The following is a 22,427-nucleotide window of genomic DNA, read 5'->3' as shown; positions in this document are numbered from 1 at the left end:
TATAATTATCCAGTCTTTACTTATTTTTATCTTTGTCTTTTTTATCCACATCCTCAAATTCAGCCTCGACAAAATCCTCCTCAGTTTTCCCACCTCCGCCTTGATGCTGTTCACCTCCGTCGTGTCCAGGTTGCCCATCGCCGCTAGCTTTCTGCCCCGCATCTTTATAAATATGTTCGGCTAACTTGTGGGAGGCCGTCTGAAGAGTTTCAACTGCTGATTTTAACTCTTTGGGGTCTTGTGTTGTGTCCTTTAACTCATTGACCCGTTTTAGTGCACTTTCTATTTCCGACTTCTCTCCCTCAGAGAGTTTATCTCCATGCTCTTTTAGTGATTTCTCAACGTTATATGACAGTGAGTCGGCTTCATTTTTAACCTCTGCAAGCTCCTTTTTCCTCTTGTCATCGCTCGAATGTGTTTCTGCATCGCGTACCATTTTCTTTATGTCGTCATCGGAAAGTCCGCTTGAAGCAGTTATCTTTATGGACTGCTCTTTGCCAGTGCCGAGGTCTTTAGCGGAAACGTGCAGGATGCCGTTAGCGTCTATGTCAAAGGTCACCTCTACCTGAGGTATTCCTCTTGGAGCCGGTGGTATCCCAACCAGTTCAAAGTTTCCCAGAAGTTTGTTATCGGCAGCCATTTCACGCTCACCCTGAAATACCTTAATCGTAACCGCTGGCTGGTTGTCCGAGGCAGTTGAAAACACCTGACTCTTTTTAGAGGGGATTGTAGTGTTGCGCTCTATCAACTTTGTAAATATTCCGCCAAGTGTCTCTATTCCCAGTGAAAGCGGAGTCACATCTAATAGCAGAACCTCTTTAACTTCACCCTTAAGCACAGCTGCCTGAATTGCAGCTCCTACGGCCACTACCTCATCCGGATTAACTGTCTTATTGGGTTCTTTGCCAAAAAAAGACTGCACTGTGGAAACCACCTTAGGCGTCCGCGTTGAGCCTCCAACCAGAATAACCTCATCAACTTCTGAGGTGGACATCTGAGCATCTTTTAGGGCGCGCTTACAAGGCTCTACCGAATTCATTATCAGATCATCTGCCAACTGCTCAAACTTAGCCCTCGAAAGCTTTATTAGTAAGTGCTTGGGACCGGCAGCGTCAGCAGTTATGAAAGGCAGGTTGACCTCGGTCTCGGTAGCGCTGGATAGCTCTATTTTTGCTTTCTCTGAGGCCTCTTTCAGCCTCTGAAGTGCCATTTTGTCGTTTTTTAAATCAATCCCCTGGTCTTTTTTAAACTCATCCACAAGCCAGTCCATAACTTTGAGGTCAAAATCATCGCCGCCCAGAAACGTGTCCCCGTTTGTGGACTTAACCTCGATAACTCCCTCTCCGATTTCAAGGATTGATATATCAAAAGTGCCGCCACCTAAATCATATACGGCCACTTTTTCCTCTTTTTTCTTGTCTATTCCATAAGCAAGCGAGGCAGCAGTAGGCTCATTAATAATTCTGAGCACGTTAAGGCCTGCAATTTTCCCGGCATCTTTCGTTGCCTGACGCTGACTGTCGTCAAAGTACGCTGGCACTGTTATTACCGCATCTGTAACTTTTTCACCGAGGTAGTCCTCGGCTGCTTGCTTAAGCTTTTGTAAAATCATTGCCGATATTTCCGGCGGTGAGTACCTTTTCCCTCTTATTTCTACATGGGCATCCCCATTTGGTGCATCCACTATCTTATAGGGCAGCCTCTTTATCGCCTCTGACACTTGTCTGGTCTGGAAACGTCTACCCATTAGTCTTTTGACTGAGTATATTGTGTTTTCAGGGTTGGTGATTGCCTGACGTTTTGCAATCTGCCCTACAAGCCGCTCTCCCTTATCAGTTATTGCAACAACTGAGGGCGTTGTTCTGCTGCCCTCCTGATTCGGTATTACAACTGACTCTCCCCCTTGTACCACTGCAACGCAAGAATTTGTAGTCCCAAGGTCAATTCCAATTGCCTTAGCCATTGTTTCCCTCCTTTATCTCATTGGGTTCAGTATTTTCTGTTGGTTCTGATGTCTCCTCCACGTCGTCCTGCTCTGCGGCACTTCTGGACACTGATACCATAGAGGCCCTTAACACTCTCTCTTTATATGTATAACCTTTCCTAAATACATCCACAACCGTTTTATCGTACAGATCATCCCTCTGTACCTCTGTCATAGCATGGTGGAATGCAGGGTCAAAAGCCTTGCCTGCAGCTTCTATCTCTGTAAGACCATACTTGCCAAGGATTTTCTTTAGCTCCTTTAGTGTCAAATCAATACCCTGTGCAAGAGGGTTTGTCATATCGGTAACATGAGACAGGGCAGCTTCAAGGTTGTCAATTACAGTAAGGAGGTCGGAAACCATAGGCTCTGCACCGTATTTGTATATTTCCTCTTTTTCTTTCTGAATCCTTTTTCTATAATTATCAAACTCGGCATGAAGCCGGATGTATTTGTCCTTAAGGTCAGCGTTGTCAGCACGCAGCTTTTCCAGCTCATCCTGTTGTACTTTGGCATCCGGCATAACCTCAGCATCAGGTGCTTTCCCTGCAGTGCCGGATTTTATGCCGTCATCACCAACTGTTATATCAATAGTCTTCTCCTCCAAAGTCAACCTCCTGTCTGTCCTCAAGACGGCTTGAAAGAAACCGTGCCGAGGTCTCTATTATTGAAATAGCACTAGCGTAATTCATTCTCTGCGGGCCAATTAATCCAAGTACCCCTAAAGGTCTGCCCCTGTCGCATACTGATGAGGCAACAAGACTCAGTTCTTTTTTATCCAGGAAAGGCTCCGACCCGACAAAGACCTGTACTCCGCCGTTTTCTGTTATTTTATCCAAAATCTCTATAATTCTCTCCTTATCACTAATAGCGTTAGAGAGTTCCTTAATCTTCCCTATATCATCAAAATCGGGCAAATTAATGAGCTCACCAAGGCCTGAGATGAAAACATCACGGTCAAACGAACTCAGATATTTATCAAAGAAACCGAATACTTTTGAAATCAGAGTATCCCGTTGAACTCTTTTGTCGCGCACCTCTTTTTCAAGTATTATTTTGATTTCCCCCAGAGTGCGTCCTCTGAACTCAGAGTTAAGGAAATCCGCTATATTTTTCAAATCTCTTCGGGAAAGCGGCACATCAAGCTCTGACACCTTATGCTTTATAGTGCCCTCCTCAGTCATAAGCACAACTGCAACCATATCGTTACGGCAGCGCAAAAGCTCAATTCTACCCAAAATACTGTTTTCCATGGTTGTCTCCATGGCAACCACCATGTAGTGGGAATAAGTTGAGAGAATCTTTGAGGCTGCTCCAAGGAAACCTGACAAATGGCCTCTGACACCAATAACCTCGTCACAAAGCAGCTTCAGAAGCTCTGCGTTGGCTGATACTCCAAAGCCCATCAGCTCCTCAACGAGTAATCTGTAACCCTTTCCCGTAGGCATTCTGCCAGCGGATGTGTGAGGCTGAGACAGATACCCCATCTCCTCAAGATCACACATAGCGTTGCGAATTGTGGCCGAGGATATGCCAAGCCCAAACCGCTTGCTTATGTAGCGTGACCCCACAGGGGAGGCGCTGTCAACATAGCTTTCAATAACCGCAAAAAGTATTTTTTTCAGTCTCTCTTCCAAAGCCGACCTCTGCATATCGCATGCAAAATAGAAACAGGGCTAACGCCCTTATAACTGTAACACTTATTAGCTTACAGTTTCAAGGAGTAGGGGCGAATAATTATTCGCCCCTACAAACCTAAAACAACACACTCACTCAAACAAATCTTTAAACTAAACTCCCAAACGCTCAACCCCAAAAAACCGGGGGTCAAGGGGAATTCCCCAAAGGGGAGGCAGTGCCTCCCCTTTAAAAATCTTCTTAGTACATATCTCCCATACCGCCCATGCCGGGGTGACCACCGCCGCCCATAGACATTTTATCTTCCTTATCAGGCAGGTCGGTTATCATAACGGCAGTGGTAAGCATAAGGGATGCTACCGATGCTGCGTTTTGAAGGGCGCATCTTGTCACCTTAGTGGGATCAATGATACCCTCTTTAATCATATCGCAGTATTTTTCATCCTGAGCGTCAAAACCAAAGTTAGCGTCGCTGTTTTCCTTAACTTTCTCAATAATTGTGGCGCTCTCAAGGCCGGTGTTAAAGATTATCTGCCTGAGAGGCTCTTCAAGGCATTTTTTGATAATGTTGGCTCCGATTTTCTCATCCCCTGCAACTTTGAGAGCCTCAACGCTCTTGATACATCTGATAAGAGCAACACCGCCGCCGGGCACAATACCCTCCTCAACAGCCGCTCTGGTAGCATGAAGGGCATCTTCAACGCGTGCCTTCTTTTCTTTCATCTCGGTCTCGGTTGCTGCTCCAACATTGATAACGGCAACACCGCCAACTAATTTTGCCAGCCTCTCCTGGAGTTTTTCCCTGTCATAGTCCGAGGTGGTGTCCTCAATCTGGGCCTTTATCTGCTTCACTCTGCCCTGGATTGCCTTAGCGTCTCCTGAGCCCTCAACAATGGTAGTGTTATCCTTGTCGATGGTGACTTTGCGGGCCTTACCGAGGTCGGTCATTTTTACGTTTTCAAGTTTCATCCCGAGGTCTTCGGAAATCACCGTGCCGCCGGTGAGAATTGCGATATCTTCAAGCATAGCCTTTCTGCGTTCGCCAAATCCGGGAGCCTTTACGCCGCTTACGTGCAATGTACCGCGAAGCTTATTGACAACAAGGGTGGCCAATGCCTCTCCTTCTACATCTTCAGATATAATAAGCAATGGCCTGCTCATCTTTGCAATCTGTTCAAGAAGAGGAATCAGGTCTTTCATGCTTGATATCTTTTTGTCATGCAGCAGGATGAAACAGTCCTCAAGAATACACTCCATTCTCTCGGCATCTGTTATAAAGTAGGGTGAAATGTAACCTCTGTCAAACTGCATACCCTCAACAAAGTCAAGAGAGGTTGTCATGCTCTTTGCCTCTTCAACAGTGATTACGCCGTCTTTGCCTACCTTATCCATGGCGCTGGCTATAAGATCGCCAATTGTTGCATCGTTGTTGGCTGAAATCGTGCCTACCTGAGCAATTTCTTTTTTGTCAGAAACCGTCTTACTTATACTTTTAAGGTTTCCCACAACGGCTTCAACCGCTTTTTCGATACCACGTTTTAAATCCATGGCGTTAGCGCCTGCTACGACGTTTTTCATACCCTCTTTGTAGATGGCATGAGCCAGTACGGTGGCTGTCGTTGTGCCGTCTCCGGCTGTATCAGATGTCTTTGAGGCTACCTCTTTAAGAAGCTGAGCGCCCATGTTTTGGTATGGCTCTTTCAACTCTATTTCTTTTGCTACGGTAACACCGTCTTTGGTTATGAGGGGGGATCCAAATTTCTTATCTAAAATAACATTCCTGCCCTTTGGCCCCAGTGTTGCCTTAACGGCGTTAGTTAATACAGTGATACCCTCAAGTATCTCTCTTCTTGCCGTCTCATCAAAGGCTAATTGTTTTGCTCCCATTGTACCTTATCCTCCTTATTCTAATATTCCTAAAATATCTTCTTCTTTGATAATCAGGTAATCCTTGCCGTCAATCTGGACTTTTGAGCCCGAGTACTTATCAAAAAGCACCTCGTCTCCAACCTTCACCTCTTTGGCCTCTGACCCTACAGCCTCAACCTTACCGCGCTGCGGTTTTTCTCTGGCAGTGTCGGGCACGTAAAGACCACCGGCCGTCTTTTCCAGTTCGTCCTTGTAGCTTACAAATACACGCTCTTTAAGGGGTTTGAACTTCATACTGCACACTCCTTTCATTAGTTTTATTTTAGTATTTTGTTAGCACTCATCGTAGATGAGTGCTAACTGTTCTAACTATTTCCAGTTATTATAACATAACATTTTGTTATTGTCAAGAAATTTTTTCTTGCGTGTCAAGGCAAAGTAGAAATATCCTGAAATTAGCAAAATGAAGGTATTAAAAAAAAATATAGTGAAAACGCTTGTCAAAATGATAAAAATTATGTATAAATTACCCATGGTTATTGACTCTGCCGCTAACACAGTATAGATAGATGAGGAGATTAAATGATTCGTTACAACGACGATGAGACAAGCGTACAAATAAGTGACAAAAAGAACATACCAATAGGAGTGGATGATTCTGGAAAGCCTTTTTTTGTCATCAGCAAGATACGGAGTAACGATTTTTATGACGGCAAGGACAAGAGCGACCAGTTTGTCACAACCATACCTGACCCTCTCGGAATAAACGGTGAAACACTTATAGGCCAAAGGCGTAGTGAACGGTCTTTTACGGGCCACTACGCTTACGTTCCGATGAAGAGTTTTGATGAGGATACTGTAAGAATGCTGTTTCCACTTTTTGTAAGGAACGAAAACCTCTGGATGCTGGGCATTGTTATAGAAAATATAGAAAGTTCGGATTTCCTCCTCTGGATATCTGAACAGTTGGAGGTGATGTACAAAAGTGCAATAATTGCTGAGGAGGAGAGGGTAATACTTGACAAGAAACTTATGCTTAACCCCTTTGCGCCGCAAGAGCTGATAGAGAGACATTGCGAATTCTGTAACATAGATTACCGCGACATACTGGAAAACCTCAGGGTGCATAACGGTACCTTTGCCATTAACTATAAATACTCCTTTGGCCCTATATTTCATAAGATATTAATTGTTAAAAGAAAGGAGGGTGCCCATGACGTTGCAAACGGTATAGATAAGGATATATTTTATCTGTACGAGCTGCTACATAGCATAACCAGACAAACGAAAGATGAACAGGATCTGTTAGACGGTGTAAGTTATGGCATGAATTATGGAATGCCGAGGCTTCACAGGGGTGTGCATGTTCCCTCTGCAGGCGCCTCTCAAATTCACATACACTCGCAGGTTTTGGGATTAGTAAAGAACTCCTTTAATACTGCCGATAAGCTTGGCCTTATATGTGAGGGATATTACAAGAAACATAATCGGGATTATTTAGAGGACTATATGACTCTGTTGAGAGAGGCCAATCTTGTGATTGAGGAAAACAATGATGCGATTCTCTACGTCCCAATAGCCCAGAGATTTAACAATGAACTTCAGATAATGTTAAAAAATCCAATTGGAAACATACTTGAAACAACTCAATCTTCAAGGATGTCTTTGGCGAAACTCGAACGGCTTGCATTAAATCTGTACGGTCATCCGGAGATTAATGTAAGGAGCTTTAACACGCTTATGTATGCAACACGGTTTTCAAGTGATAATGAGTTCAAGCAGCGGCTTATTCTGAGCATCTGCCCGCGTAACACCATAATAGCTTTCCTTGAGCTAAGTGGCCGTTATGTCGTTGATGAGCTCCCGTGGTACTGTGCTGCAAGGCTCAACTCCGTAAAGCATGAGCTTTCCACAAGAGGAGCCAAAAAGCTAAACATCATGTTTATCGGCGCTCATCCTGATGACATAGAGCTTGGATGTGGCGGAACTATAAAGAAACTCAAAACTTGCGGACACAAAGTTATATCTTTAATAGTTACAGACGGTTGTGCCGGCAACAGGACTCCGGATATGCGGGCTGAGGAGGCCAGAGAGTCTGCCGGATTCCTTGGCATAGACGAGGTATATTTCTGTGGAATACGCGACAGCCAAACACGTTTGATTAACCTTTATGATGTCCTACTCTATCACATAAGCCGTTACAGCCCTGATGTGATTTTCACCCATGCAGGCCTTAACGAACACACCGACCATCAGAGTATTAACGAGGTGGTGCAGACAATATGGGCTAACAGGCTTAAGACAAAACCCCATCTGCTGCTCTTTGAAATACCGGTTTACAGCGAGAGTGAGGTGTTTTCTGGAAATGTGTTTGTTGATATTGATATAGATACGAAAATGAAGGCAGTAGAAAAGTATCGAAGCGAGGTGACACGTGGCAGCGTAAAACTGAGCGACGTAAAAGAACGGGCTGAAAAAAGAGCCAAAGAGCTGGGCCAACAATATGATTACTGCGAGGCTTTTGTTTATAAGGGACGGATTGAAGAGCTTATTAAGGTCTTTCCGTTTATTGCCACCGTATCGTCTCATCATTCGTAGTAATACATTTTTAACTTGTGTTACAATACCATATGTCAGATATAACTGATTGTTAAATATAATGTTCTTAAGTAAGGCAACCTGATAATAATGATTTTTTTCACGCAAAGATTTTCACTTCTTATGGTGTTATTTTCACTGCTGCTGTCAGTTTTGTCTTGTAAATCCGGTAAAGATAGTGCTTTTTCTGAAAATCCGCTCTTTACTGAACGAAAGATGAAAAGTACACTTATTTCAATAAACTACGGAGATTTTGTTGCCTCTGACAATGCGAAGCTTTCAACAGGGCTGTCATTTGATGGTAAGAATTCGGTAGTTATAGAAAATACAGACAGTACCAGCAAAGAGGCAATATTTACAACTACTGTGACGACAGAGCCCTCTTCTGATATGAACTTCTCGGTGTCAGCCTGGGTTTGGTCAGATACGCCGCTGAGTACATATTTAAAGTTAGAGTCCGGCAGCAAAAACATAGCAACATCTGCCTGCCATAGCGGTAACGGTACGTGGGAATATATCACGGTGGTGTATCCATTTAATAAAAGCGAAACCTTTTTTAAAATATCGCTGGTAAGTACTAAAGGCATAGCAAAGTTCTACAAGGTACAGCCTGTGGTTATCTCAGATGACAGATTTTACAATCCTGAGCCTGATTATTTTTTTACGTCTTCTGAACAAATACGCGAAAAACTAAACTATAAAAAAAGCAGCCGTATTCGTATTTTGGTTTTGGGTAACTCAACTGTCTACAGTATCTGCTCAAGTAACAACTCTTCAATATCATACATTTTACAGCAAAAACTCGAAAGCCTTTATCCCGGCAAATTTGAAGTCATTAACTATGGGATAGCTGCATGGAATCTCCAAAGCCAGATAGTGTCTTTGTCATATGGTTTTTACTTTAGAAATGTGCTCCTTGACCCGGTGCTTCCTGAAAAATTAGCTTTCATTAAGGAAAACACCCCCTACGCTTTTGTCAGGGAGGCTGTTGATAATAAATCAACAGAGAGAAACCCTTACACGGTTGCCACACTCAAGCCTGATATTATTGTGCAAGCCAGCATGTGGAATGACCTTACAGAGATAATAATGTGGCCGGGTATGAAACGCAAAGATAATTTTGATATATCCTCCACTGATAATGATTCCGTGGTAGTTCAGTATTTTAAGGCTCTGTACAACTACATGGATAATCCCAGTGAAGATAATCTTAAGAAAGCTCAATCTATGCACGATTTTGCTCTTAAATCCACAGAGGAAAAACGAAAAGATGTTGAACTCTTTCAGCGTATGAATTTTAAAGAAAGACACGAATTTCCCGGCGTAACCGTGGAACCGCTTGCATTTGAAGAGCACCTGTACAACAGAGTTTTAAGTGAGCTAATAAGAGGCGCAAAAACAGCATATGAGTATTTATTAAATGAATTTTTAGCCAGGGCGCATTCATACCAGGTATGGAACCTTGTGTTACCATCAAAGGGCGGCGCTAATTACATGTATTACATAAAGCGAAATCCTGACTTTATGGCAATACTCCCATGGGACTCTGAAAGGTACTACAGCAGGCTGTGGATAGAATCATCTATACAACAGGATATTGGACGCAAGTTATCCAGCCAATATAATCTGCCGTTTATAAACTTAGCAAGTGAGTTTTCAAATCAATATGATAATCTTACGGCTCCTGTCTATAGCAATCTTGATTATTTTTGCGACCAGATACATTTCACTTACAGGGGAAATGAGTGGTTAGCAGACAGACTGTTTATGCAGATGAAAGACAGGTTTGAACAGATGAATGGTAAGTAAATGAAAAAAGTCCGGCTATCTGTGAAATGTATAGCCGTAGTGCTAATCATTATTTCAACAATTATAATGTCTGAGTGTTTTGCAGAGTTGTTCTATTACATTCAAAATAAGGATTTGTATTTTCTCCTTAGCAAACAAGTTAATAAAAGAGACTCGATGGCGTTATATCGGGACCCATTTCAAATAAAAAAGACAAAACCTTACAGGATTATTGCCATAGGAGGGAGTACAACTTATGGCTTTGGAGTAAGTCCTGAGCATACATGGCCTAAGAGACTTGAAAACATTCTGAAGGGAAAATTTAATGACAGATACGAGGTGATTAACCTTGGACGGCTGGGCGGCCATCTGAGTGAATTTATGCAAAATTATGAAAACTCAATCAATGTCTTTATCTCAAGAGAAAACTGGATGAAAGGGCAGCGTCCTTTGAAAGACGAATTAGCAGACTGGGGCTGGAAAGACCTGAAACCGGATATGGTTATACTGTCGCCGGTAATAAATGACACAGCCCCTGATTATCTGTATCTTTCATCACAGGGTTGTGCTGCAGATTTGGCTGGTTCAATTTTGGCTTTTAGCGGGAATTCCTTTTTCTTTAGAAGTTTTGCATTGGGTTTTTATGTTAAAAAAGCTCTTGTGCTTATTGAGATTAAAAACAGATTACCCTTTGAAAACAATGATAAAAAGCTTGCAATGATAAAAAATGAATATAAAAAAAATCTTGAGAAATTTATAAGTCTTTTTGATGATAAAAACGTACAAATTATAGTTTTTGGATTTCCACTGCTTTTTAATACCGAAGACTCTGGAAAACAAGCTGATCTGGCAGCCATGTACTGGAACCTGGGGGATGTATCCTCTGTGGAAAAAGAGGCTGCATATCTTCCGAAACTGGAGGCACTTGAGACTGAGGTAAGAGCAGAGGTTGCACTAAAAAACCACAATGTAAGATACAAAGAGCTTGGGAAAAAAATTAAGAGTCTGCCCTTTAAAGAGAGATTGAAACTTTACGTGGATTCATGTCATCTTAACGATAAAGGAGTTGAACTTCTAACGGAGGAAATGTATGAGTTCATTTTTCAAAAATAATCTGAGTGGATTGTGTGCCATGGGTTTGTTTTTGTTGTTTACTATTTTTCCAACAGCTCTGTATTCAGAGGATTTATCTGGCCTCAGGAAAATAATTTCAGAAGAGTTGGTGTATCCCAGAGAATGTAAATATCTTCTGCCTGCCGTACTGCCTGCTGTTAATAAGAATGCAGCTGAAAATGAGGAGTATAAACGGGTTTCCAAAGTCCTTGAGAAAATGGATGTTATAAAACGGGTTCCCTTTGGAAATTCTGTAAAACTAGTCCCCGCTAAGAACACATATGATATTTTAAAGCAAAATGTGGATATGAGCTATGAACTTATCAGTATAAACATTGTGCTTGGCACCTGGGATGTGGAGCTAAAGCAACAGCACAAAGACAGTGAGGGGATAACTGTTAAGGGTTTCAGAGAGATTAAAAATAAAACAAAACTCTACAAACCGGTTACAGAGGTGCTTTCAAAAAACAATGTAAGGTTGTATATGCCGGCTGAGGTTCAATGGAGGATTATTAATAAAAACAATGAGAATAAGGTATCGGAAAGAATTCTTTAGGATATTATGAAAAAAAATTATCCCGTTGTATCATATGATACAGACATGATGAAAACGATAGGTTATCATACATTCAAAAGGAAGGGGTTCATAGGATCCCAAAGTAAAAAAAATAGAGTGGGGATAAAATTATGACTAATGAACAGGGATCAGAGAAAAGCCGTTTGGTAACATTATTACTTTGCTTCTTACTTGGTTGGGCCGGAGGCCATCGTTTCTATGTAAATAAGGTAGGTACTGGCATCATAATGTTGGTTACAATGGGTGGCTTCGGGATTTGGTATTTCGTTGATTTTGTAATGATAAGCCTCGGTGCATTCAAAGACAAAGAAAATCTGCCAATAACCAAGTGGTAGGGCAGGGCAAATTTATGCTGTTTTGTTTTTAAACGGGGAGGGAGTTTTTCTCCCCGTTTTTATTATTGAGAGGGCGTGGAAATGTATTATTTTGCATTGTTGTTGCTGATTTTTTTTATTATTGTATGGCGTCGTGATTTAAAAGCTGCAAAAAAAATGTATTCCAATATGCTTAGCGAGCTCCAAGTGGAGCGCATGGAGCTTGATAAACTCAAGAGTCATTATTCTGAATTACTTAACAAATCAAAAAATGAAGATTTATAAAAAAACGTGTTTTCCTATTGACTAACAATATAAAAAATATTTACAATACTGTGTGATGGTGAGTATAGTTCAACGGTTAGAGCACTGGACTGTGGCTCCAGGGGTTGGGGGTTCGAATCCCCTTACTCACCCTCAATGACCTTTAAACTAGAAGGACTATTAGGAAGTTTCCCAAAACTATGTATCTATTCGTAGTAAAAATGTTACAATTGCGGTTGGATGATTAAGTATAAACAATAAGGAGGTTTAAGTGCCTAAGAAAAACTACTATTTTACGTCTGAGTCAGTAACCGAGGGGCATCCCGACAAGGTAGCTGATCAAATATCCGATGCGATACTGGACACAATAATAGGAAATGACCCAAACGCGAGGGTCGCTTGTGAAACTCTCGTTACCACAGGGCTTGCATTTATAGCCGGTGAGATAACAACAAACTGTTATGCGGATATTCCCTCTATAGTAAGAAATACGATAAAAGATATTGGATATACCCGTGCTAAGTATGGTTTTGACTATGAAACCTGTTCGGTTATAACGTCAATACATGAACAGTCTCAGGACATAGCAATGGGTGTGGACCCGGGCGGAGCAGGAGATCAGGGGCTGATGTTTGGTTATGCCTGTGATGAGACTGAGGAGTTGATGCCCCTTAGCATAATGTTGTCACATAAGTTAGCCATGAAGTTATCCGAGGTGAGAAAGACCGATGTGCTGCCCTATCTCAGGCCTGACGGAAAGACCCAGGTGACTGTCGAGTATAAAGACGGAGCCCCTTTCAGGATAGATAATATAGTGGTGTCCTCACAGCACAGCCCTGATATAACACTCAAAGAGATGAAAGAAGATATAATTGAAAAAGTAATCAAACCAATAATTCCAGTCAAGTTACTGGATGAAGAGAAGATTGCATATCATGTCAATCCTACCGGCAGATTTGTGGTTGGCGGCCCAATGGGAGATACCGGACTTACCGGCAGAAAGATTATAGTAGATAGCTACGGAGGAGTGGGCAGACACGGCGGGGGATGTTTCTCCGGTAAAGATCCAACAAAGGTTGACCGCTCAGGCGCTTACATGGCAAGGTATATAGCTAAAAACATTGTGGCCTCAGGCATTGCCACTAAGGCTGAGGTGCAGATAGCATACGCTATAGGAATAGCCGAACCGTTATCCATCCTTGTTGACACTGGCAACACCAGTAAAATTGCCCACGATAAACTGGTAAAAATCATTCGTGATAACTTTGATTTAAGACCAAGGGCAATAATCGAAAAGTTAAATCTGAGAAGACCGATATACAAAAAGACGGCAGCTTATGGGCATTTTGGACGCAATGACAGCGATTTCACATGGGAGGCAACCGACATGGCTGAAACACTCAAAAACGCAGCCGGTTTATAAAAATATGGTAAAAAGTTGAAGCAGGCAAAAAAAAATCTCCTGGAGGATATGAATGGTAAAACATGATGTGAAAGATATGAGTTTGGCGGACTCCGGCAAGCTGCGAATCGAGTGGGCAGAGAAGGAAATGCCAGTACTCAGGAAAATAAAAGATTATTTCAGCAAGGAAACTCCTCTTAAGGGGATACGCCTGGCAGCCTGTTTACACGTTACTACGGAAACGGCAACTCTGATGCAAACCCTTAAAGCCGGAGGGGCAGAGGTTGTCCTATGTGCATCAAATCCTCTTAGCACTCAGGATGACGTGGCTGCAAGTCTGGTCACCCACTCGGAGATTCCAACTTTTGCTATAAAGGGTGAGGACAACGACACTTACTACAAGCATATTATGGACGTGCTGGAGTTTAAGCCTAACATTACGATGGATGACGGGGCTGATCTGGTGTCAGTTCTTCATAAGGATAAAAAAGACCTCCTTGAGTATGTCATAGGGGGAACTGAGGAGACAACTACAGGTGTTATCCGGTTGAGGGCAATGGCCTGGGACAAGGTGTTGCAGTATCCTATAATAGCCGTAAACGATGCCCAGACGAAGCATCTGTTTGATAACCGCTATGGAACAGGCCAGAGCTCAATTGACGGAATACTAAGGGCAACTAACCGTCTGATAGCGGGCAGTGTGTTTGTAGTGTGCGGGTATGGGATGTGTGGACGTGGGGTTGCGATGAGAGCAAGGGGAATGGGAGCGCGTGTTGTGGTGACAGAGATTGATCCGTTAAAAGCGCTTGAAGCCACCATGGACGGCTATGAGGTCATGACCATAGCGGATGCTTCTAAAATCGGCAATATTTTTGTAACAGTAACGGGCAACATAAATGTGATAAGCGAAAAGTGTTTCCCCATTATGCAAGACGGAGCCATAGTGTGTAATTCAGGCCATTTTAATGCTGAGATTGAGCTTCAGGCACTTGCAAAGCAGGCGGTGGCAAGACGGGTGATAAGACCATTTGTTGAGGAGTTCAGTTTAAGCACTGGAAAGCGTATTTATGTACTTGGCGAGGGCAGGCTGATTAACCTTGCAGCCGCAGAAGGGCATCCGTCCTCGGTTATGGATATGAGTTTTGCTAATCAGGCGCTTTGTGCCGAATATGTAGCCAAGAACTACAAAAAGCTAAGTAAATCAGTTTATAAGGTGCCTGAGGATATTGACAGAGAGATAGCAAAACTAAAACTCATCTCTATGGGCATCAAGATAGATAAGCCTACAAAGGCTCAAAAGGATTACCTGAAGAGCTGGGAGATGGGCACGTAGTTGATCTTAAGGCATTTACGGAGGAGCAGTTAGCGGCCTTTTTTAAAACTCTTAAAGAGCCGGCTTTCAGAGCAAAACAGTTTCTCCTTAGGGTTTATACAAAGAAGGCTGTTTCAATAGATGAAATAACGGAGTTTTCGCTGCCCTTGAGAGAGCATCTCAAGGGCATTTCGTTTATCAGTGGCCTACGTATTGTTAACCGTCTTGTGTCAAACGATGGCACACGCAAGTATCTTTTTGCACTTGGCGATGGACTTACGATAGAGAGTGTGTTGATAGAGGATGGTGAGAGGCTGACTCTCTGTGTCTCCTCGCAGGTTGGCTGTGCTATGGGGTGTAAGTTTTGTTTAACGGCAAGAGGCGGGTTTAAGAGAAATCTGAAAGCACATGAAATCTGTGATCAGATTCTTTGTGTAAGCCGTGATATAGAGCCACAGCGGAGAATTACAAACATAGTGATGATGGGAATGGGTGAGCCTCTCAGTAATTATAAAGAGGTGACAGGCGCGCTAAAAATCATGATGGAATGGTTAAACATATCAAAACGCCACATAACGCTTTCAACCGCAGGTCTTGTGCCGGAGTTAGAGAGACTCTACTGCGATGGTTTTAATGTTAATCCTGCAATTTCTTTAAATGCAACAACTGATGACATACGGAGCATGATAATGCCGGTTAACAAAAGATATAACCTTAAAACTTTGCTTAGTGCCTGCCGCAGACTACCCATACCGGAGCGCAGAAGAATAACCTTTGAGTACGTACTGTTAAAGGGTGTAAATGATTCGGTGGATGATGCCTCAAGACTAATAAGATTGCTTAAAGGAATCAGGGCAAAGGTTAATCTTATTCCTTTTAATGAATATGAGGGGGCGTATTTTAAGAGACCTGATGATACCACTGTGTTAGAATTCCAGGAAATTGTAGCCCATGGCCACATAAGCGTATTTATAAGAAAAAGCAAGGGACGTGATATACTTGCCGCCTGCGGTCAGCTCAGAGCCAGTAACTAATACAAAAAATCTGCCAGCAATGTGACTTACAAATTGTAACAGTTTTGTAGCATTTTCTTAATATAAGTGTAATCATGGATGTGGCTTAATATTGAGGAGATGGTCAGTACTACAGACAGAGCTGCGGCAATCAGAAGGGTGTTGTGGGTTACTCTTTTTTTTAATATCGCTGTGGCAGCAGCAAAGGTAGCATACGGGTATTTTTCCCACTCCATTTCGATAACAGCGGACGGTTTCCACTCCACGTTTGACGGGGTATCAAACATTGTGGGCTTTGTAGGCATATATTTTGCGTCCCGTCCCCCCGATGAAGAGCACCCCTACGGTTACAGAAAAATAGAGACGATTTTTACCATTTTCATTGGTGTTATGATGTCACTGATGTGTATTGAGATATTTAAACAGGCTTATGAGTCCCTCAATGGTGAGACGAGGGTTAGTGTTACTAAAGAAAGCTTTATAATTATGGTAATAACCCTTGTTGTTAATCTTTTTGTCATGACTTATGAAAACTGGATGGGAAAGAAACTTAAAAGCGAATTTCTTGTTGCTGATGCTAAACTTACCAGAAGCGATACCTATTTAACCACAGGGGTCATAATAGGCCTGATTTTTACGAAACTGGGTTTCACACGAGCAGACACAATTGTTGGCGCTCTTGTTGGAGTGCTTGTGGCAAAGGCAGGAATAGGGATACTGTGGGAGGCCGCAGGGGTTTTGGCAGACCGAAAGCAGATGGACCCTGAGCAGATAAAGGAAATCGTAAAAAGTGTGGACAATGTCATCTACTGTCACAGAGTAAGGACAAGAGGCACCAACAGCCATGTCTTTTTAGATTTACACATTAAAGTAAACCCCAATATTTCAGTCATCGAAGGACATAAAATTTCCCACATTGTCGAGGAAAAAATCAAAGAAAATATCAAAGAGGTAATAGACGTTCTTATCCACATAGAGCCGTACGTTGACTAAGGTACCTGAAACCAGAAAGATACCAGTTTGCCGGTAAACTCATTGCAGATTGCTTCTATAAGTTGTATAATTTAACGTTGGAAAAATAGGAGGACTGTCATTGAATATATTTACGCGATTGTATTACCAATATCGCAAAATTGTTAAAGCAATTAAGCTTTTTCTTATTATTTCCGGACCAGGGTTGATTGTAATGGTTGCTGACAATGATGCCGGAGGCATAACGACATACTCGGCAACGGGAGCAAAGTATGGCTATAACCTGATTTGGGTAATCATAATCCTCATGCCCGTCTGCTACTACGTACAGGAGATGACGGTACGATTGGGCGCAGTAACAAAACGGGGACATGCAGAGGCAATCTTTGCCGGATTTGGTACTTTTTGGGGCTGGTTTTCACTTTTTGACCTCTTACTGGTCAACTGGCTCACTATGGTAACCGAGTTCGTCGGCATGACGGCTGCCATGAATATCTTTGGCATACCACCGTATTTGACAGTTATTGGCATGTGTTTGATAATGGGAACAATGGTTGTAAACGGCAGCTATTGGACATGGGAGAAAATAACCCTTGTTTTTTGTGCTGTGAACCTGATTTATATTCCCGCCGCATTTCTTGTCAATCCTTCAGTGTCAGAGATATTGCACAAGGGCATAGTGCCCAATTTCCCGGGAGGTTTGAATAACGATCTTTTCTTTTATCTTATGGCTAACATTGGCACCACTATAGCTCCATGGATGCTTTTCTTCCAACAAAGCGCCGTTGTTGACAAAAACATGAAAGAAAAAGACATCCCCTGGGGTAAACTCGATACACTTATGGGTTCGTTGTTTACAGGAACTGTTGCGATATTTATCATTATTGTTACCGGTACGCTGCTAAAAGGGGTAAATATAGACGATGCAGCACAAGCATCCGTAATGCTGATGAAGATCAATAAGCATATTGGTACGTTTATGGCAATTGGCCTTTTCGATGCCGGTTTTCTGGGCGCTGTCTGCATCGCACTTGCCAGCTCCTGGGCCTTTGGTGAGGTATTTGGCTGGGCGCACTCGTTAAATTATAAAATAAAAGAGGCTCCGTGGTTTTACGGGTTTTTCTTTTTCCTGCTGTTATCCTCAGGGGTAGTTGTGCTGATTCCAAAGGCGCCTCTTGTACTTATCACGCTGTTTGTACAGGTAGTGGCAGTCACACTTCTGCCTGCTGCGCTGGTTTTTTTGATTTTGCTTTTGAACAACAAAAAGACCATGGGGGAGTACACCAACACGTTAACGCAAAACGTTGTCAACGTAATTATTGTGGTGGCAATTATTATCATATCGAGCCTGTATGGTATCGGCACCCTGTTTCCAAATATTTTCAAATGAAGGAGAATGGCTGTGATAAAGAGTTTTTTCAGTAACACTTATGCAAAGGTCCAGAATATCAACAAGAAATATGCAACTCCCAACGTTGTGATGTCAAAATGGGTAAAGTTTTCACTTTTGTCATTGCGGCTCTACCTGATTTTTCTTGTAGTATTATTGGTTTATAAATTTATCACCCTGTTGCGATAAAGGAGAGTGATTTTGAACACAATAGCTAAAAGTACACAGGAACAGGAAACAACCGGATATGAATTTTTCTTAAGTGATCTTATCGGCTTAAAGGTGTATAATGGGGATAAAAAGACAGGAAAACTGCAAGATGTTGCCATCATTGAACAGGAAAAACTCCCTGTAGTTACTCATCTTATCGTTCACCGGCCATTTGGCAACAAGCCGTTACTTGTACCCTGGGAGAGGGTAGTGTTTGTCAGAGCGGAAATGATTATTATTGATCTTGAATCTTTGGACCAATATGAACAAGAGCCCTCCGAGGGACAGGTGCTACTTGCCGGCCATGTTCTTGATAAAAAAGTCCTTGATATGGACGACAATGAGATAGATATGGTCTATGATATTAAGATGGTTTTGCGAGGTGGAGTGCTATATGTCACAGATGTGGATTTTAGCAGATATGCGTTACTAAAAAGACTCGGCCTCAAACCTATTGTTAAATTTTTGTTTGGGAGTGATTTTTTAAAGAAAGAGACTCTTTCCTGGTCATACGTTCAGCCGCTTCCAGAAAACACAGGTGTATTTAAGGGTAATGTCAAACTCAATGTCCTTAAAGAAAAACTTCCGGAGATTCATCCGGTTGACCTTGCGGACATTTTGGAGGAGTTAAGCGGTGAGCAGCGGCTTGCAATATTCAATGAGCTTGAGACCTGCCAGGCATCAGATACACTTGAAGAAATCGAGCCGCGTGTTCAAAGAGAACTCATCTCATCCATTAAGATAGAGAGGGCTGCCGAACTGATTAACGATATGACTCCGGCACAGGCGGCCGATATTCTCACGATTTTGCCTGCTGAAGAGGCGGATGAAATTCTTAAACTGATTGATAAGGAAAATGCTCAAAAGGTACACTATCTGCTGGATAAACATGATGAGGAGATTATAAATTTTACGACATCGCATTTTATCAAACTTCCGCCTCAAACTCAGGTCAGCCACGTCCTTCATCATTATCGTGACATAGCAAAAGACAAGGATGTAATAATGTACCTCTATGTTGTTGACAAACAGGATACCCTGCTTGGTGTTGTGGACATTAAAGAGACGCTGCAAGCAAACGCAGACGACACTCTTGAGGACATTATGACAACAAACGTTATAAGTTTAAAGTCGGAAAATACACTAAGAGAGGCTTCTGAAATGTTTAGTCGTTACAGCTTCCGTGCCATTCCTGTTAACGATGATAATGACGTGATTCTCGGTGTTGTTCTTTATCGGGATGTCATGAATTTAAAACACAGATTTGTGTAAATTCTTCAGTTGCCATTGAAATATGCTTGAAACACCTGTGCTCCTGTCTTAGTGATAATTCTTTAAATGAAATAAAAAAACGCTGCTCTTCTGTGACAAATATCACAGACTATTTCTGCCAAATGTAATAACATTAGTCTCTTTTATTTTTTGTTTAAAATTACAAATATAATAAGAGTTTATTAGCTGAAGTAGTGAGTTTTGTGAAATATAGTTGAATTAACAGAATATTGACTCTAAAATAAGTATTGTATAAAACGAAGAGGGGGTATTGACTAAAGTTACACATAAATGATATAATCCACTCAGGGGACTTTTACACACTAAAACAATAATAAAGGAGGTTTGTATGAGAACGAAGTTTGTGTTTTTATTGGTATTTTTAATAGCAACAGTAACCACTGCATACGCGGAACTGAAGTTGGAGATACCAAAGGAACTGTCAAAGGAAAGCCAGGCGTGTGTTGCATGCCACGCAAGCACTACGATTAACATTTACCAGCATTGGGGCAGAAGTAAGCATTTCAGAGCTAACGTGGGTTGCTATGAGTGTCATATGAAAAAGAAAGGGGACCCGGGTGCATTTGAGCATAACGGAGCAATTATATCTATAATAGTCTCCCCCAAGGACTGTGGCAAATGTCACGCAAAAGAGACTGATGAGTTTGTGAATTCACATCATTCAAAAGCCGGGCGTATAATGGGATCAATGGATAACATTGTAGCAGACGTAGCCGAGGGCAATTTAGGAATGAAGACAGAGGCATTCCCTATGGGAGTTTCTGCAGCGGCGGTTAACGGTTGTTGGCAGTGCCACGGAACAGTTATCAAGGTAAATAAAGACGGTAAGCTGGACCCTGCAACATGGCCTAACACTGGTATCGGCAGAATTAACCCTGATGGTTCTGAAGGCAGTTGCTCGGCATGTCATCAGCGCCATGAGTTTTCTGTGGCGCAGGCGCGTCAGCCGGAAAACTGTGGTAAATGCCACATGGGCCCTGACCATCCGCAGATAGAAATATACACGGAGTCCAAGCACGGTATCAACTACTACGCTAACAAGGACAAGATGAATCTGGAATCCAATAAGTGGGTTGTAGGTGAGGATTATTTTGCGGCACCAACCTGTGCCACCTGCCACATGTCTGCAACAAAAGATCTGCCTGTATCGCATAACGTTGGATTACGCATAAAATGGAATAACCGTCCTGCACAGTTAAAGCAAGCTCATGAAACAGATTTAGTGTGGGGACTGCCATCAGGTAAAATCACTGGAGATATGCGCAAAGAAAACATGAAGAAAGTTTGCGTATCCTGCCACAATACTAATTTTACGAATGCCTTCTACATTCAGTACGAGGCCGAGATGCAGCTGTATAGTGAGAAGTGGGCAAAACCAGGCGAGAAACTGTTTAATAAAGCCACAGAGGTGCTAAAAGCGGTACAGGGCAAAGAGTATGCTACGTTTGCTAATAAGATAGACTACACGTGGTTTGAGCTTTGGCACCATGAGGGACGCAGAGCGCGCCATGGAGCCTCTATGCAAGCTCCTGATTATACTCAGTGGCATGGCAACTATGAACTGGCAAAGAACTGGTATGGTGAGTACGTGCCGGAGTTAAAAGAGGTCATAGAAATGGGTAAGAAGAGTGCTAATAAAGAGGCCAATTTGAAGGCTGAAGAACTTGAAAAACTTCTCCACGAAGTTCAGGCTACAGACAATCACAGATGGTCTGTCGGAAATGAGGATCCTGCCGTTAAGGCCGAAAGAGCAAAAAGAAAAGCAGAGTTCGATCAACGCTATAAATAAACAGTAAGTATCTATCGTAACAAAGGGAGGGAAAGCAGTTTTGCTTTCCCTCCCTTTAAAATTTATACATCAAAAAATTAAATTTATGTTATGATTAAGGTCGTGCATGGATTGGGAGATATTTTACGAAGCATAGCGTTAGTTCTGATTAATCCGCTCATTTATCTGGGCGCCGGGTTGGTCTATCTTGCAATTGCCAAAAAACACAGAAGTGTTTTTACATGCACTCTAGCATTGGCTTTCTACTTAGTGTTCTCACCTGTTGCATCGTCCTTGTTCTTAAAATTTTGGGCTGTACCAGATACCTACAATCCTAAGACGGAATACGACGCAGTTGTGGTTCTCTCAGGGGCTATAAATTTAGAATGGCATATCAGGGAAAAAAACAATATGGCTGGCGAAAACATTTACGTACCTGTAAACTACGTCAGAACAACTCTACAGACTGATCGTATCCTTACAGGTATTTATTTCGTTAAAACAGGACACGCCAAAAAATTCTTTATGGGCGATTGGGAGACATCTAATGCTAACGGCACGGCTAGTGAGGGTGCTATAATATCAAAGAGGTATCTTGCTCAGGCACTTGACGGACATGATTTTGAGTTGTACGGGGAAGTCAGACGAACTGTTGATGAGGCTATGAAGATGAAAAAAATCTCAGAAGACGAAAAATTAAAAAAAATCCTCCTTGTCACCTCTCAAAGCCATATGCGAAGAGCGCTTGCAATGTTTAAAAAGCAGGGATTAAACCCTGACACATTTTCTGTTAACAAGAAAGATTTCAGCTTCTTTTTTGAAAAGATGGTACCGATAGCACAAGGCGCTACCTCCATGTATGACTGTTTGTATGAACTTTCTGGTTATGCGACTTATACAATTCTGGGGAAACTGTAGATTC

The 22,427-nt window shown here is 42.2% G+C and carries 18 protein-coding genes and 1 tRNA gene; 14 read left to right on the top strand and 5 right to left on the bottom strand.

Annotation, left to right across the window (positions count from 1 at the left end):
* Positions 1 to 16: 16 nt before the first annotated feature.
* The 5 genes from dnaK to HQK88_06285 all read right to left on the bottom strand — a co-directional run bounded on the left by dnaK (position 17) and on the right by HQK88_06285 (position 5,785).
* Positions 17 to 1,963 carry a molecular chaperone DnaK gene (dnaK, locus tag HQK88_06305; protein MBF0616411.1) on the bottom strand — a complete coding sequence of 649 codons (1,947 nt, stop codon included), beginning with the start codon at positions 1,961 to 1,963 and terminating at the stop codon, positions 17 to 19.
* Positions 1,956 to 2,591, bottom strand: a complete 636-nt coding sequence (grpE, locus tag HQK88_06300; GenBank protein ID MBF0616410.1) for a nucleotide exchange factor GrpE — start codon at positions 2,589 to 2,591, stop codon at positions 1,956 to 1,958. The genes dnaK and grpE overlap by 8 nt, the downstream gene beginning before the upstream one ends.
* Positions 2,572 to 3,621, bottom strand: a complete 1,050-nt coding sequence (hrcA, locus tag HQK88_06295) for a heat-inducible transcription repressor HrcA (protein ID MBF0616409.1) — start codon at positions 3,619 to 3,621, stop codon at positions 2,572 to 2,574. The genes grpE and hrcA overlap by 20 nt, the downstream gene beginning before the upstream one ends.
* Before the next feature lie 241 nt (positions 3,622 to 3,862).
* The gene (gene groL, locus HQK88_06290) at positions 3,863 to 5,509 is read right to left on the bottom strand and encodes a chaperonin GroEL (GenBank protein ID MBF0616408.1); all 1,647 of its coding nucleotides are present in this window, start codon (positions 5,507 to 5,509) and stop codon (positions 3,863 to 3,865) included.
* A gap of 15 nt (positions 5,510 to 5,524) precedes the next feature.
* Complete coding sequence (locus HQK88_06285) at positions 5,525 to 5,785, bottom strand: co-chaperone GroES (protein MBF0616407.1); 261 nt, start codon at positions 5,783 to 5,785, stop codon at positions 5,525 to 5,527.
* Positions 5,786 to 6,073: 288 nt separating this feature from the next.
* On the opposite strand from HQK88_06285, the gene HQK88_06280 reads away from it, so the two are divergent.
* The 14 genes from HQK88_06280 (at position 6,074) to HQK88_06215 (ending at position 22,423) form a co-directional block, all read left to right on the top strand.
* Complete coding sequence (locus tag HQK88_06280) at positions 6,074 to 8,089, top strand: PIG-L family deacetylase (GenBank protein ID MBF0616406.1); 2,016 nt, start codon at positions 6,074 to 6,076, stop codon at positions 8,087 to 8,089.
* A gap of 90 nt (positions 8,090 to 8,179) precedes the next feature.
* Positions 8,180 to 9,898 (top strand): hypothetical protein, encoded by a 1,719-nt coding sequence (locus HQK88_06275; GenBank protein MBF0616405.1) that lies wholly within the window; start codon positions 8,180 to 8,182, stop codon positions 9,896 to 9,898.
* Positions 9,899 to 10,990: an SGNH/GDSL hydrolase family protein gene (locus HQK88_06270; protein MBF0616404.1), complete on the top strand. Its 1,092-nt coding sequence runs from the start codon at positions 9,899 to 9,901 to the stop codon at positions 10,988 to 10,990.
* Entirely contained in the window at positions 10,968 to 11,546 is a 579-nt protein-coding gene (locus HQK88_06265) for a hypothetical protein (protein MBF0616403.1), read from the top strand. Before HQK88_06270 ends, HQK88_06265 begins: the two co-directional genes overlap by 23 nt.
* Positions 11,547 to 11,677: 131 nt before the next feature.
* Entirely contained in the window at positions 11,678 to 11,902 is a 225-nt protein-coding gene (locus tag HQK88_06260; GenBank protein MBF0616402.1) for a TM2 domain-containing protein, read from the top strand.
* Positions 11,903 to 12,224: 322 nt separating this feature from the next.
* Positions 12,225 to 12,297, top strand: a tRNA-His gene (locus HQK88_06255).
* A 119-nt stretch (positions 12,298 to 12,416) separates the two neighbouring features.
* Positions 12,417 to 13,568: a methionine adenosyltransferase gene (locus HQK88_06250; protein MBF0616401.1), complete on the top strand. Its 1,152-nt coding sequence runs from the start codon at positions 12,417 to 12,419 to the stop codon at positions 13,566 to 13,568.
* A gap of 52 nt (positions 13,569 to 13,620) precedes the next feature.
* Positions 13,621 to 14,880 (top strand): adenosylhomocysteinase, encoded by a 1,260-nt coding sequence (locus tag HQK88_06245; protein ID MBF0616400.1) that lies wholly within the window; start codon positions 13,621 to 13,623, stop codon positions 14,878 to 14,880.
* Positions 14,862 to 15,893: a 23S rRNA (adenine(2503)-C(2))-methyltransferase RlmN gene (gene rlmN / locus HQK88_06240; protein ID MBF0616399.1), complete on the top strand. Its 1,032-nt coding sequence runs from the start codon at positions 14,862 to 14,864 to the stop codon at positions 15,891 to 15,893. Before HQK88_06245 ends, rlmN begins: the two co-directional genes overlap by 19 nt.
* A gap of 78 nt (positions 15,894 to 15,971) precedes the next feature.
* Positions 15,972 to 16,865, top strand: a complete 894-nt coding sequence (locus HQK88_06235) for a cation transporter (protein ID MBF0616398.1) — start codon at positions 15,972 to 15,974, stop codon at positions 16,863 to 16,865.
* Between the two features lie 100 nt (positions 16,866 to 16,965).
* Positions 16,966 to 18,234: a divalent metal cation transporter gene (locus HQK88_06230; GenBank protein MBF0616397.1), complete on the top strand. Its 1,269-nt coding sequence runs from the start codon at positions 16,966 to 16,968 to the stop codon at positions 18,232 to 18,234.
* 201 nt (positions 18,235 to 18,435) lie between these two features.
* Positions 18,436 to 19,716 (top strand): CBS domain-containing protein, encoded by a 1,281-nt coding sequence (locus HQK88_06225; protein MBF0616396.1) that lies wholly within the window; start codon positions 18,436 to 18,438, stop codon positions 19,714 to 19,716.
* Between the two features lie 349 nt (positions 19,717 to 20,065).
* Positions 20,066 to 21,526, top strand: a complete 1,461-nt coding sequence (locus HQK88_06220; protein ID MBF0616395.1) for a hydroxylamine oxidoreductase — start codon at positions 20,066 to 20,068, stop codon at positions 21,524 to 21,526.
* A gap of 90 nt (positions 21,527 to 21,616) precedes the next feature.
* The gene (locus tag HQK88_06215) at positions 21,617 to 22,423 is read left to right on the top strand and encodes a YdcF family protein (GenBank protein MBF0616394.1); all 807 of its coding nucleotides are present in this window, start codon (positions 21,617 to 21,619) and stop codon (positions 22,421 to 22,423) included.
* Positions 22,424 to 22,427 lie beyond the last annotated feature (4 nt).

It is taken from the genome of Nitrospirota bacterium, from assembly GCA_015233895.1.
Lineage (GTDB): Bacteria > Nitrospirota > Thermodesulfovibrionia > Thermodesulfovibrionales > Magnetobacteriaceae > Magnetomonas.
The sequence above is the reverse complement of the archived record's forward strand: the minus strand, read 5'-3'. Positions and strand labels throughout refer to the sequence as shown.